Source organism: Pseudoduganella sp. UC29_71, assembly GCF_042693265.1.
Classification (GTDB): Bacteria; Pseudomonadota; Gammaproteobacteria; order Burkholderiales; family Burkholderiaceae_D; genus Rugamonas.
This window is the reverse complement of the sequence record NZ_CP170549.1, coordinates 1,097,426-1,110,513: the sequence shown is the minus strand read 5'-3', so window position 1 is coordinate 1,110,513 and position 13,088 is coordinate 1,097,426. Positions and strand designations below refer to the sequence as shown.

At 68.7% G+C, this 13,088-nt stretch carries 14 protein-coding genes; 5 read left to right on the top strand and 9 right to left on the bottom strand.

Going from position 1 to position 13,088, the window contains the following annotated elements; all coding sequences use genetic code 11:
- From ACFJI2_RS04930 to ACFJI2_RS04910, 5 genes are all read left to right on the top strand, one after another.
- The gene (locus ACFJI2_RS04930; protein WP_377704002.1) at positions 1-807 is read left to right on the top strand and encodes an ABC transporter permease; all 807 of its coding nucleotides are present in this window, start codon (positions 1-3) and stop codon (positions 805-807) included.
- The gene (locus ACFJI2_RS04925; RefSeq protein ID WP_377704001.1) at positions 804-1,655 is read left to right on the top strand and encodes an ABC transporter ATP-binding protein; all 852 of its coding nucleotides are present in this window, start codon (positions 804-806) and stop codon (positions 1,653-1,655) included. The genes ACFJI2_RS04930 and ACFJI2_RS04925 overlap by 4 nt, the downstream gene beginning before the upstream one ends.
- Complete coding sequence (locus tag ACFJI2_RS04920) at positions 1,652-2,620, top strand: HEAT repeat domain-containing protein (RefSeq protein ID WP_377704000.1); 969 nt, start codon at positions 1,652-1,654, stop codon at positions 2,618-2,620. Before ACFJI2_RS04925 ends, ACFJI2_RS04920 begins: the two co-directional genes overlap by 4 nt.
- Positions 2,617-2,916 (top strand): DUF971 domain-containing protein, encoded by a 300-nt coding sequence (locus ACFJI2_RS04915; protein ID WP_377703999.1) that lies wholly within the window; start codon positions 2,617-2,619, stop codon positions 2,914-2,916. Before ACFJI2_RS04920 ends, ACFJI2_RS04915 begins: the two co-directional genes overlap by 4 nt.
- Before the next feature lie 68 nt (positions 2,917-2,984).
- Positions 2,985-3,407: an OsmC family protein gene (locus ACFJI2_RS04910; protein ID WP_377703998.1), complete on the top strand. Its 423-nt coding sequence runs from the start codon at positions 2,985-2,987 to the stop codon at positions 3,405-3,407.
- A 10-nt stretch (positions 3,408-3,417) separates the two neighbouring features.
- Here ACFJI2_RS04910 and ACFJI2_RS04905 read toward each other — a convergent pair whose 3' ends face one another.
- The 9 genes from ACFJI2_RS04905 to pilV all read right to left on the bottom strand — a co-directional run bounded on the left by ACFJI2_RS04905 (position 3,418) and on the right by pilV (position 12,975).
- Positions 3,418-5,541, bottom strand: a complete 2,124-nt coding sequence (locus ACFJI2_RS04905) for a multicopper oxidase family protein (RefSeq protein WP_377703997.1) — start codon at positions 5,539-5,541, stop codon at positions 3,418-3,420.
- Positions 5,542-5,759: 218 nt separating this feature from the next.
- Positions 5,760-6,389, bottom strand: coding sequence for a riboflavin synthase (locus tag ACFJI2_RS04900; protein ID WP_107981082.1), 630 nt, complete (start codon positions 6,387-6,389; stop codon positions 5,760-5,762).
- Between the two features lie 12 nt (positions 6,390-6,401).
- The gene (gene ribD / locus ACFJI2_RS04895; RefSeq protein ID WP_377703996.1) at positions 6,402-7,496 is read right to left on the bottom strand and encodes a bifunctional diaminohydroxyphosphoribosylaminopyrimidine deaminase/5-amino-6-(5-phosphoribosylamino)uracil reductase RibD; all 1,095 of its coding nucleotides are present in this window, start codon (positions 7,494-7,496) and stop codon (positions 6,402-6,404) included.
- Between the two features lie 12 nt (positions 7,497-7,508).
- Positions 7,509-8,180: a GspH/FimT family pseudopilin gene (locus tag ACFJI2_RS04890; protein WP_377703994.1), complete on the bottom strand. Its 672-nt coding sequence runs from the start codon at positions 8,178-8,180 to the stop codon at positions 7,509-7,511.
- Positions 8,108-8,563, bottom strand: a complete 456-nt coding sequence (locus ACFJI2_RS04885; protein WP_377703993.1) for a type IV pilin protein — start codon at positions 8,561-8,563, stop codon at positions 8,108-8,110. The genes ACFJI2_RS04890 and ACFJI2_RS04885 overlap by 73 nt, the downstream gene beginning before the upstream one ends.
- Positions 8,560-10,674 carry a pilus assembly protein gene (locus ACFJI2_RS04880; protein ID WP_377703992.1) on the bottom strand — a complete coding sequence of 705 codons (2,115 nt, stop codon included), beginning with the start codon at positions 10,672-10,674 and terminating at the stop codon, positions 8,560-8,562. The genes ACFJI2_RS04885 and ACFJI2_RS04880 overlap by 4 nt, the downstream gene beginning before the upstream one ends.
- Before the next feature lie 131 nt (positions 10,675-10,805).
- Positions 10,806-11,435, bottom strand: coding sequence for a PilX N-terminal domain-containing pilus assembly protein (locus ACFJI2_RS04875; protein WP_377703991.1), 630 nt, complete (start codon positions 11,433-11,435; stop codon positions 10,806-10,808).
- On the bottom strand, positions 11,435-12,349 hold the full coding sequence (locus tag ACFJI2_RS04870) for a PilW family protein (RefSeq protein ID WP_377703990.1): 915 nt from the start codon (positions 12,347-12,349) through the stop codon (positions 11,435-11,437). The genes ACFJI2_RS04875 and ACFJI2_RS04870 overlap by 1 nt, the downstream gene beginning before the upstream one ends.
- Positions 12,350-12,420: 71 nt before the next feature.
- Complete coding sequence (gene pilV / locus ACFJI2_RS04865; protein WP_377703989.1) at positions 12,421-12,975, bottom strand: type IV pilus modification protein PilV; 555 nt, start codon at positions 12,973-12,975, stop codon at positions 12,421-12,423.
- Between the last annotated feature and the right edge of the window lie 113 nt (positions 12,976-13,088).

Below are 13,088 nucleotides of genomic sequence, written 5' to 3'. Positions count from 1 at the left end.
ATGACTGTCGCTACCGCATGGGCGCCGCCCGCACCGCTCCAGCTGGCGCTGCGCCTGGCTTCGCTGCTGGCCTGCCTGCTGGCCTGGCAATGGGCCTCCACGCGCCACCTCAACCTTGGGCTGGTGACGTTCCAGAACGTACCGGCGCCGGCGGAGGTGCTGCGCGCGGGATGGGACCTGCTGCAGTCGCCGCTGCTGCTGAAGCACCTGGGCGCCAGCCTGGCGCGCGTGTTCAGCGGCTTCGCGGCGGCCGCGCTGGCCGGTATCGCGCTCGGCTTGCTGATCGGCCGCTCGCGCTGGGCCGAGGACGTGCTGCTGCCGCCGCTCGAGATGCTGCGCCCCATCCCCGCCGTGGCCTGGATACCGCTCGCCATCCTGATGTTCCCGTCGTCCGAGCTGTCGATGATCTTCATCACCTTCACCGGCGCGCTGTTTCCCATCCTGCTCAACACCATACACGGCGTGGAGCATGTGGACGCGCGGCTGGTGGCTTCGGCGCGCAGCCTGGGCAGCGGCAAGCTGTCCGTGTTCGCGGAAGTGATTTTGCCGGGCGCCGCGCCCAGCATCGTCACCGGCCTGGCGATCGGCATGGGCACGGCGTGGTTTTGCCTTGTCACTGCCGAGATGATTTCGGGCCAGTTCGGCATCGGCTATTACACCTGGGCCTCGTACACCATCCAGAATTACGCCGACATCGTGGTCGGCATGCTGGTCATCGGCTTGTTCGGCATGGGCAGCAGCGCGCTGATCAAGCGCGCCGGCCATGCGTGCATGCCCTGGCAGCGACAGGAAAGGGAAAAATCATGAGCAACGACTACGGCCGCATCCGCATGGAGCAGCTGCACATCCAGTTCGGCCACGGCGCGCAAGCCTTCGAGACCGTGCAGGACATCACGCTGGACGTGGCGCCCGGCGAATTTGTCTGCCTCCTTGGCCCTTCCGGCTGCGGCAAATCCACGCTGCTGGGCGCCCTGGCCGGCCATCTGCGGCCCAGCCGGGGCAGCATCAGCGTGGACGGCGAGGCCGTCGATGGCCCGCACCCCGAGCGCGGCCTGGTGTTCCAGCAGCACACGCTGTTCCCGTGGAAGAAGGTACTGCAGAACGTGGCCTTCGGCCTGAAGATGAAAGGCGTGCCGCGCGCCGAACGCCATGCGCGCGCGCAGGAGCTGATCGACCTGGTGGGACTGTCCGGCTTCGAGCATCACTACCCTTCGCAGCTGTCCGGCGGCATGCGCCAGCGCGTGGAGATCGCGCGCGTGCTGATCAACCATCCGCGCGTGATGCTGATGGACGAGCCCTTCGGCGCGCTGGACGCGCAAACGCGGCTGATGATGCAGGAGCTGCTGCTCGACGTGTGGGCGCGCATCAGGACCACCATCGTCTTCATCACGCACGATATCGACGAGGCGCTGTTCCTGGCCGACCGCATCCTGGTGATGAGCCCGCGCCCGGGGCGCATCATCGAAGAGCTGCGGCTGGACTTCGCGCGCCCGCGCGGCGCCGAGCTGGTGACTTCGCCGGAATTCACGCGCCTCAAGCGCCACTGTCTGGCGCTGCTGCACCCGTCGGTGCATGCGCTGCCGCTGGAACGCCTCAGCCCCCTGGGCGGCCTGGCCGCCGCCCCCAATCACAGCTTTCTGAGAAGAACCGCATGACGACATTACTGAACGACGATCCCGCCCTGCTGCAGCGCCTGCAGGCGGAAGACAGCGGCATCCGCCGCATTGCCGTGCTCGACCTGGCCGACATCGCCGGCGAAGAACATACGCCGCTGTTCATCGCCGCGCTGCGCGACCCCGCCGCCGACGTGCGCGTGGAGGCGGCACGGGCGCTGGAGACCTGGGAAAGCCCGGAAGGCGTGGCCGCGCTGGCCATCGCGCTGGCCGACGGCGACGAGGAAGTGCGCGCCGCCGCGGCACAAACGCTGGCCGAGCTGAAGGAGCCATCCTCCGCCGCCGCGCTGCTGCCGCACGCCGCGCATGCGCTGCCCTCGGTGCGCGCCGCCGTGCTGCGCGGCCTGCGCGCACTGCGCGTGCCCGCCAGCCTGCAGCCTGCCTTGGCCGCGCTGGAAGACAGCGACGCCACGGTGCGGCGCGAAGCGGTCTCCGTGCTGGGCTACCTCAAGCATGCCGGCGCCGTCGGCGCACTGACAGCCGCCGCCACCGGCGACGCTTCCGCCGACGTGCGCCGCGCCGCCATTGGCGCGCTGGGCTATGCAGGCGTCGACGCGCTTGGCGGCGTGCTGGCGGCCTTGCTGGACGGCCTGGCAGATCCCGCGTGGCAGGTGCGCGAGGAAGCGGCTGGCACCTTGGGCAAGCTGCGCCTGCCGGCTGCCGCCGCACCGCTGACGGCCGCGCTGGAAGACCCGTACTGGCAAGTGCGCCTGCGCGCGGCGCGCAGCCTGGGACGCCTGCGCCATGCCGGCGCGGTGCCCGCCTTGTCCGCCGCGCTGGCGCACGCCATCGGCAATCTGCGCAAGGAAGCCGCGCTGGCGCTGGGCGAAATCGGCGACGCTGCCGCCCTGCCCGCGCTGGCTGCCATCGAACACGATCCCGACCCGGAGGTGCGCAAGGCGGCCCGCCTGGCCATCGCGCAGATCCGGCAAGGCGCGCACCCGTGAGCATCCAGGCCATCAGCAACCACGCCGCGCAAGGCACGCTGGAGATCGTGCTGGCCGGCGGCGCCCGCCGCACGCTCACGCACGCCGCCCTGCGCGCCAGTTGCCGCTGCGCCGACTGCACCGCGCTGCGCCGCGCCGGCACGCCCCTGCAAGCCGACCACGCCATCCGCCTGCTTGCCATCGAACCGGTGGGCGCCTACGGGGTGCAGCTGTTTTTCAGCGACCGCCATGACCGGGGCATCTACCCCTGGATTTACCTGGAGCAACTATCGGCGGCGCCCGCGCCTCTCCCATAAGCGAGCGGCGCGGATTCGGCGTTCGGCATAGGATAGTCACTCCCGTACAACATCACTGAGGAGTGACCATGAAGACTCACGGATCGGCCGTCTGGTCGGGCGGTATCAAGGACGGCAAAGGCGCCATCAGCACCCAGAGCGGCGCGATGAAAGACTACCCCTACGGCTTCGCCAGCCGCTTCGAGGGCAAGCCGGGCACCAACCCGGAGGAACTGATCGGCGCGGCGCACGCGGGCTGCTTCACGATGGCGCTGTCGCTGATCCTGGGCGAAGCCGGGCTGACCGCCGAGAAAATGGAAACCAAGGCTGAAGTGACGCTCGACAAGGTGGCCGACGGCTTCTCCATCACCGCCGTGCACCTGACCCTGCAGGCCAGGATCCCGGGCGCCGACAAGGCCACCTTCGACGAACTGACTGCCAAGGCCAAGGCGGGCTGCCCGGTGTCGAAACTGCTGAACGCCAACATTACCCTGGACGCGACATTGCTGTAAGGCGCGCGCCTCAATGATGGCCGTGCGACGCGCCGCCCTTGCCATCCGGTAGCGCTACGCGGATGTTCTGCATCATGCCCTGGTCTTCGTGGTCCAGGATATGACAATGCAGCACGAAATCGCCGATGTAGCGCTCGTAGCGCGTCCGCACCACGATGGTGTACTCCCCCTTCCTGGACGTGGCCGGGTCGTTCGATGCGTACAGGTTCTTGACCCACAAGGTGTCCTTCCAGACGCCCTTCATGCCGGCATACTGCGGGTCGCCATCGGGGTCCTTGCCGTTGTCGCCGCTGATGTCGACACCGTCCGGCGTCTTGATGCTGACAATCTGGAAGGGGTTCACATGGATGTGGAAGGGATGCGAAACGAAAGCCGACTTCAGCGTCCATTCGTCCACCGCGCCCAACTGCAGCACGCGGTCGATGCGGGCGCCGTCGAAAGGCCGGCCGTCCACCTGGAAAGTGGCCGCGCCGGGTTTGCTGGTGTCGATATTAAACGTCAACAACTGCGTGCCGGTGACTTCCGTTTCCTCTATCGTGCGGTGCGGAACAAAGCTGCTCAGCTTGAACCCATCCTTGAGTTCGCCAGCCACCTTGGCGCCCACCTGGCCGGGAAGATTGGCTTGCGCCGCCGCCACCAGCTTGCTTTGCACATAGGCGCTGGCGCTGCCACCGACCGCCGCGCCCGGCTCGACTTCAACCAGGCCCAGCAAGCGCGCCGAGGGCGCTGCGCGGTCTATGGTGCTCGCCACCTGCACGTCGTTGATGACGCAGTAGTCGCCCGCCTGCGGGAATACGACCAGGGCGTCCCAGCGATAGGCTGGCTGGAAGGTCACCGCCTTCCTCGGCATGGCCCTGGCCAGCGTCAGGCCGTCCGCCGCGATCAGCGACAGGTCCAGCTCCGGCCCGGTGCAATAGCGCTGCACATAGTCCTCGGTGTCGCTGGCTTTCAGGCCCGCAGCGGCGGGCGCGTTGTCGGCGCGCCGGCGCAGCTTGAAAGAGATGGTGTCGCGCACCCCGCCATGTATCATGCGCCAGCGCTCGACCACGCCCGCCTTCGCCTTGGCGAGCTTGCCCAGCACCACGCCGTTAATGCTGGTGTAGCGGCCGGACTGCGCCCAGCCGCCCGGCCCGAACTGGTCGTAGCCGTCGATCTGGCCGACATCGCCGGGATCGCACTTGTAGCGCTTGTCGTTCGGATTGGTGGCGGGATCGTTGCCATAGGTCTTGATCTGTCCCTTCATGTCGCCGGCGTCGGGGCCAAACCGGCACGCGTACTGGATCTGCTGGAACAGCAGCACCCGCTCGGGAAATTGCGTGGCGCCGTGGGGCTTGAGCAGCGTATCGATATCGCCGTTTTCGGTCAGCGTGGGCGGCCGCGTGCCGCGGATGACCAGGGCGCCGGCCATGCCGCTGCCCACTTGCAGTGCGGTCGAGCCGTGCCGGTGCGAGTGATACCAGAAGGTGCCGGCCGGATGGGTGGGCGGAATATTGTATTCGTACTGGAAGCCGACCCCGGGATTGATCGAGATCAGCACATTGTCGCTATTGCCGGCCGGGTTGATCCACAGTCCGTGCGTATGCAGATTGGTGCCGTTGAAGCAGTGCGGGACGTTGGCGCTGCCGCCCTGCGCGATGCAACTGGGGTCGTCCGGCAAATTGTTGTTCAGCGTGACCCGGACGGTTTGCCCCGGATAGGCCTCGATCTGCGGCGCGACAAACACGGTCTGCCCCTCCTTGCCCCAGCCGGCGTCGGCGGCCAGCGATCTGGCGGGGCGGCCATCGCCCTGCACATAGCTGCGCAGGCGGACCTTGTCGAACTTGATTTCTCCCGGCTTTTCGATGGCGGGATTGCGTATCCAGCCGTTGACATACTGGATCGATAAATTCAGCTCCACTTCGCGCGCTATGCCCGGCGCCAGTTCGGTCGCCAGCGGCTGGCGCAGCAGGTTCAGCTTGCGCGGCGCTGCCGCCCCGGCCTGCAAGCCAGCCGTTGCCGTCACGGCCGGGACAGCGCCCAGCACGGGCGGGTTGCGGATGATCTCCTCCGGCGCGCCGCCGGCGCTGGCATGGCCGCCCAACGCCAGACTTAGGCCCAGGGACAGGCCGATATTGCGGGCGATGCAGTTCGTCATGCTGTCTTCTCCGGTGAGTGACTGAAACATGTGGGGCGGCGCCGGCCTCGGCCGTTGCCTGCAGAACACAGTCTTCGCCCCAATTGTCAACTCGTCAAGAAAAAAGGTGCTCGTGAGAATTGGTGGTCTTGTCGTGGCAACACTACGGAATGGAAAGGGACAGCTGCAGGGGAAGGGACAAGCGTGCGCGGGCAGGACGCCCGCGCGAAAGGGAGCCGTTACGCTTTTTGATGGCTCAGCATGCGTTCGACGTAGCGGGCAATCAGGTCGATTTCCAGATTGACCTTGCCGCCCACCGTCAGGTGCTTGAGCGTGGTGACCGAGATGGTGTGCGGAATCAGGTTGATGGAGAACTGGCACACCTGCGCGTCGCCGCTGCCGATGTCGTGCACGCGGTTGACGGTCAGCGATACGCCGTTGACCACCACCGAACCCTTGAAGGCCAGGAATTTGGCCAGCTCGCGCGGCGCTTCGATCACCAGCTCCCATGATTCGCCCACCGGCTCGAACTTGCGCACCACGCCCAGGCCGTCCACATGGCCGGATACCAGATGCCCGCCCAGGCGCTCGGACAGCGTCAGCGCTTTTTCCAGGTTGACTTCCGAGGTGCCGTCCAGGCCCACGGTGCAGTTCAGGCTTTCGCGCGACACGTCCACCTTGAAGGTGGTGTCGGTCTTTTCGATGACGGTCATGCAGGCGCCGTTCAGGGCGATGGAGTCGCCCAGTGCGACATCGGCCAGCGGCAGGCCGCCGGCATCGATTTCCAGGCGCACGCCTGCGTCATGGCCGCCTTCCAGAGGCTGGACCGAAGTGATTTTGCCGACTGCGGCAACAATTCCAGTAAACATGGTGCTATCTCATTATGAAGTGAATCTGGCAAGGATACGCAAATCTGCGCCGGTCTGCTGGACCTCGTGGAATTTCAGGCTCTTGCGGCCACTCAGCTCGGTCAGCGCGGGCAAGGCGAACATGCCCTGGGCGTCGCCCAGCAGCATGGGCGCCAGGTAGACCAGCAGTTCGTCCACGCAGCCTTCGCGGATCAGCGAGCCATTCAGCTTGCCGCCCGCTTCCACGTGCAGCTCGTTGATCTGGCGGCGGCCCAGTTCGCGCATCAGCTCGGGCAAGTCCACCTTGCCGTGCGGGTTGGGCAGCGTAATGATCTCGGCGCCCACGGCGCGCAGCGCGGCTTCCTTTTCGGGGTTGCTGACGGCGGCCACCACCCAGGTGCCGCCGCCTTCCAGCACACGCGCGGACGGGCTGATGCCCAGGCGGCTGTCCACCACGATGCGGCGCGGCTGGCGCGGCGTGTCCACCGCGCGCACGTTAAGCTGCGGATCGTCTGCCTTGACGGTGCCGATGCCAGTGAGGATGGCGCAGGCGCGCGCGCGCCAGGCGTGGCCGTCGGCGCGCGCCTCGGGGCCGGTGATCCACTGGCTTTGGCCGTTGTGCAGCGCCATCATCCCATCCAGGCTGGCGGCGGTTTTCATGCGCACCCACGGCAAGCCGCGCGTCATGCGCGAGAAGAAGCCGATGTTCAGTTCATAGGCCTGGTGCGCCAGCAGCCCGCTGGAGACTTCGATGCCGGCCGCCGCCAGCTTGGCCAGGCCTTGTCCGGCCACCAGCGGGTTGGGGTCTTCCATCGCGGCCACCACACGGCCCAGGCCCGCGCGCACCAGCGCGTCCGAGCACGGCGGCGTGCGGCCGTGGTGGTTGCACGGCTCCAGCGTGACGTAGGCGGTGGCGCCGCGCACGTCGTTGCCGCGCGCCTGCGCGTCCTTCATGGCCTGGATTTCGGCGTGGTCCTGCCCGGCGGGCTGGGTGACGCCCGCGCCGATCACGCGGCCCTCGCGCACGATGACGCAGCCGATGCGCGGATTGGGCGAGGTGGTGTACAGCCCCTTGGCGGCCCATTCCAGGGCCAGTTGCATGCCTTCGGTGTCGTTGTTGATGTCCACTGGTTCGCTTGTTCAGTCTGCGCTGGTGCAGGTGTCCGGCTGCGCGACGGGATCGCACACCCTTACCCGGCCCAGCATGTTGATCTTGATGAGGCGTTTGTGCTCGCCGGCTTCCAGCGTCAGCGTGCCCCAGCGCGCCGCCTGGCTGTTGCCAGCCTGGCAGGAGCGTCCAGCGCCATTATAGGCAAGATATTGCGCGCCCGTGCCGGAGGTGAAGCGCGAGCCGAGCCGGAGGCCGTCCGCGAGCGCCTGCTGCATGGCGATGCGCTCCTCACCGGGATCGGGGCGGCGGTTGGCGTTGCGGTCGGCGAAGATGGTCCAGCCCTGCTCCCAGCTTGTACCGGCCGGGTCGGCGGGCACCATCAGCATGACGCTGCCGCGCGCGATGGCCAGGGAGCGGGTCAGGTCGATGGCGCCCAGCAGGTCATTCAGGGCGGCGCGCATTTGCTGCTTTTGCAAGACGGTTTGCAAGCTGGGAACGGCGGCGCCGGCGAGGATGATCGCCACCGCCAGGGCCACCAGCAGTTCGATCAGCGTATGCGCGGCGGCGGCGCAAAGGCGGGGGCCGCGCGGCGCGCGCGGTGCAGCGACCGGCACGGCGCGGCGGCGGCTCAGCGCCAGCAGCGCGCGCCCGGGCCTGTTGCCAGGCGCAGGCCGGTGCTGGTCAGGATCAGTTTTCCGCATTCATCGTCCTTGTAGTGCGCGTCGACCCGGGCCGTGCCGGGCGTGGCGACCAGTTGCACACACTCCTCGATGCTCTCATCCTCGCAGGCCTTCGCCTCGATCTCGTAGGCGCTGCCGGCGGCGCTTTCGCCGGACCACCATTTGAACCGGAGCTCGGCAGGATCGCTGGAGGCGGACGAGAAGGCGATGTATCGGTTGTTGGCGCTGAAGTAGCGCTCCTGCTGCTGCATCAGCTGCAGCAGCGCGGCCTGCCCTTCCACCCGCTTGCTGCGGATGACGAACTGGCTGTACGAGGGATAGCAGAACGCAGCCAGCACCAGGCCGATCACCAGCACGATCAAGACCTCCAGCATGGTCCAGCCCTGGCTGCGCCGCATGGTCATGGCCGCGCCTCCCGCGCCCGCGCCGCCTGGTGCAGCTCGCGCCAGTTCGCCACTTCGCGCCAGCCAATACGTCCAGCCACCACCACCGCCCGGGTGCGCACGGCCGCCAGCGGCCCCGCCGCGCCGGACCCGAGGCTGACTGCAGTGATGCGCTTGCCGACCGTGGTCCGGCCGCTGGCCTGGCGCACCGCCGGCCCGCCCGCGCCACCGGCGCCGCCCGAGTTCCCCGCTCCTCCCGCTCCTCCCGCTCCCCCGGCTCCGCCCACCTCGCCTGCAGTGACCACTACCGCCGGAGGGCCGGGCAAATAGTCGGCCGCCAAGGTTCCCGTGGCCTCGCCGGATGCGGGCAGGCCGGCACTGTCCGGCACCAGTCCAGTGAACGCATCCATCGCATAGCTGCGGCTGGAAACCGGCGCGCACGGCCCGGCGCCCGTGATTACCGTGTTAAAAAACACCTGCCCGAGCGCCAGCGTGGCGCCGCTTGTGCTGCGCTCCCCGCCGGCCGTGCCAGCAAAATCCACGTACCAGCCCTGCCTGCCTGCGGCGCCATAGCTGAAGCTGCGCCCGCGCAACGCAAGCGTGGCGCTGCCGGCAGCGACCTCCAGCGTGCGCTCAGCCAGATCCGGCCTGCCGAGCGGCGCACCCGGGCCGGCTTCCGGCCTGTCGTCCAGCACCGCATAGAACGATTGCTGCGCGTAGCCGGCTGGCTCACGGTCTTCCGCGCCCAGCAGCCGCCCGGTGCCGAACAGGACGAGGTAGCCACCGTCCGGCGCGATGACGGCACGAGGCTGGCCGGTGATGGCTTGCCGCGTGCGCCGCGCGTCGCGCGCCACGAACAGGGGTCCTTCGGCCGCGCCCCGCCACGGCGCGCCGCCCGTGAAATTGAAGCGCCACAGATTGCCCTGCAAGTCGCCCGCGTAGGCGAAGCGCAAGGCGCCGCTGCCATCCACCGCAAGCGCTGGCGCGCCCAGCGCGTTGGCGCGGCCCGGCTCGCCGGGAGGCGTCGTCCAGCGGTAGTAGTTGCGGTTCAGGCGCCACGCTTCGCCGGCCGGTTTGTCCAGCGCCAGCAGGAACAAGGCGCTCGTATTGCCCGCGTCGGCGTGACCGTCGCTGGCGTGGTTATTGAAGCCGCTGGCGACCAAGGCGAAGTAGCGGTACTCGTCCGCACCGCTGCGCAGGCGTGCCTTCACGATCTGCGGCAAGGAGGTGACGTTGCCCATCGCCGCATCGTCCCGGTCCGTGAATTCCCACAGCGCGCCGCCGCCGAGCGGGAAGGCGGACGGGTTGGTGACGTCCAGCGCGAACACGCCCTGCGCGCCAACGCCCATGGCCGACACCAGCACGGTCTTCCAGGTGCCGGCCAGCTGGGCGTCCGCCACGGCCGCCGGGCCATCGACGTAGGCGCCATGCACATAGGATCGCTCGGGCAGCCGGTTGAGCGCGGGGAACAAAGCGTCCGGCACATAGGCGAACAGCTCGGCGCCGTTCTCCGCGTCGAAAGCATGCAGCATGCCGTCGTTCGCCCCGAGGTAGACGGCCGGGCGGCGCGACTGGTTGCTGCCGCGGTAGGCGCGGTAGCTGCTGCCGCCGTCGCCGCCTGCCGCCGACGGCGGGCCGGCGTAGACCGGGACGCTGTTCACGGCATCGCCGAGCAGGCTGCTGCGGCGGCGGAACAAGCGGTCCTCCTGGCCGCGGTCACCGCGCAGCCAGGCCAGGCGCTGCTCGCCTTTGCGGTCGGACACGGGACGCGCGGGCGGCGGCGCGCGGTTCAGGGCGGTGCGCTGAGCAACGGACAGCTCGTCCCACGCGAACGGAATCGTTACCCTGACGCCCTGCTCCAGCTTGGACGTGTAAACGCGGCGCGACGCGGCGGCGTCCGGCAAGGCGTCCAGCAAGACGGCGGCCTCCCATTGCGGAGCCGATACCTGCGGCGCGCCGGTGTCGTCCACGCTCAGCGCGGACCGCGTGAACTGCCCGCTCCAGCTGCCAGGCCGGGCGCTGCCTTGGAACACTGCCGTACCCGACGGCGTGGCCGCCAGCACCGCTGCGGCGCGCAAGGATTCCGGACGCGGCGCACAGCCGGCGCCCAGCGGCTCGGTCGCCAGCTCCACCAGAGGCGGCTCGGCGCCCCCCGCACTGGCGGCACTCGCGGCATTGGCGGCAATGGCGGCAATGCAGGCTGCCGCAGCGATCAGCAGCGCGGCACAGCGCCTGCCCCGCCACCTTCGGGCACACGCCGCCTTCACGGTGCACCTCCCCCATCGGCCTGGCGGTAGCTCCCCTGCAGCACAACCTCGGTGGATTCGCGCGCGCCGAAACCGATGGCGGTCACACGGTAGAAGTAGTGCGTGCTGCCCGCATCCGCGCCCGGCGGATGATATGGAACGCGCTCGATGATGTAGCGCGGCCGCTTGAACGGCAGAAATCCCTGGCCGGTTTCCATTGCAGCGCCAGTGAAACGGCCGAACGGAACCGACGGCGAAGCCGCGCCATCGTCGCCGATATCGACCATCTCCCATGCCGGCGCATCGGCGCCCGCGTATGCGCACAGGCCGAGCGCGGGATTGTCGGCGCCCACACCGCAGCCGGGGATAAATCCCAGGCCATTGCCTGCCGCGAGCAGCCCGGTACGCGCCGGCGCACTGGCGGCGCTGCCATTGATCTCCTTTTCAGCGTCGGCCAGCGCATCCTCGGCCGCCTGCAAGGCCACGTAGCGGTCGCGCTCCGCGCGCGCAGCCTTCTCTCCCAGCATGGCCATGCGCGCGGCGGACGCGCCCAACAGCAGCACCGCGATCAGCATCAGCAACGTCACCAGCAAGGCAATGCCCTGCTCCCCAAGCACGGTACTGCCCACCTGCCTGAAGACGGCCATCACGCACCTCCCGCATTGCGCAGCGCGATCGATGTTTCGAACACGCGCCGCACGCGCCTGCGCTGGCCCTCAGGCAACAGGCGCTCGCTGATGCGCACGCCCTGGTCGTTGCCGGCTGCGCTGGCCGCGTAAGCCGCGCCAAGCAAATCGTATTGGGCCGGTTCCCCATCCGGGCGCGAGTGGGCTTCGCCATGCAGCAGCAGGCCCACCTCCACGGTGACGACGCGCTTCCACCACGTTTTGCGGTTCAGGTCTTGCGCCCGCATGGCAGCGGTCGCGCCCTCCAGCACCAAGTCCCCATCCAGCGTGTTGACCGCGCCGGCATTCAGGTAGCGGTTGGGGATGCCGTCGGCAGGCGTGTCCGTGTCGATGCCGTACAGGACCTGGAAGGAATCGACGCCGCGTACAACGGCGTCCGCGCCCCAGCCGTGAGCGCTCTTGTACTTGCAGCGCAGTTCGGGCTCTCCGTCGCCGCCCACGGCAACATAGAAGATGCTCCAGCCGCGCTGCGCCTCGCTGCCGGCGGCGGCGACGCCGAAGCCGGCGCAGTTCAGCACGGAGCCGTCCGCATCCGGCGCGCCGGAGCCCGCATAGCGCAGGGCGAGCACGTCGCTGCCGTTAACCGCACCGGCGAGCGGCTCGTCTATGCCGTTGGCGGTGCGGCTGACGCTGGCCGCGTCCAGGCCGCCGATATTGGCGCTGGTTTCGGGCACCGTGGCTGGCGGCACGCCGGAGGCGTCCCAATTCACGAACGCGGCCTGCCGCACCGCCTGGGTGATGATAGCCAGGGCATAGCGGCCGCTGTCATTCAAGCGCGCGCTTTCGGCGTGGTGAACATAATTGGCGCTGGCGTTCACCACCAGCGCGCTCGCCGCCAGCGTCACCAGCATGCCCACCAGCAGCGCAACAAACATTTCGACCAGTCCCAGTCCTCGCACAGTGTGCCGGCAGCGGAGCGCAGGCCTGCGGCGGCGGGCGCAGCGGCTCATGGCGCAATTCCCGCCATCGCCAGCGCCACGCCGGGCGCATGGCCGCCTTCGGTGTCCCTGGCGGGCGTGCCGTCGGGATTCTTGCCGCGCCAGCCTATCTTGATGACGACCGGCGCGCCAGGCCCACCCACACACGACCAGCGTAGCCGGCCGCCGGCCCACATGCCCGCGTCGCGGCAGACGCGAACCCGGCCGCCCGGCAATTGCGCAGCCACTTGCCGTTTCAAGTCGTAGATATCGGCGTCCGCCATGGCCGCGCTGTCGCAGGCGGACGCCCAGCATGGACGGGCCGGCGCAGCCGGCACCGGTTCGGCGTGGGCATCGTAGTCCAGTGCAAGGTAAGCCGTGCCGATTTGAGCGGGATTGGCGCGCATGCGGTCGGCCAGGGCGGAGGCCATTTGCGCGGCGTTGCTCAGCAATTGCGACTCGTAGCGCACCCGCATGGCCACAAGTTGCATGGCGCTGGCACCCAGCACGCCGATGGCCAGCACCACCACGGCCACCTGCACTTCGATCAGTGCGAAACCATGCACCCGCCGTTGCGACGCCATTCGCCACCTCCGCTCAAGCCGACTGGGGGACAACCTGTCTGCAAGTTAGCAGCGCGCGCAAAGATCGGCTTGATGCAGATCAAAGCAGAGTTACCTCTGCCTGGGTTTTCGCC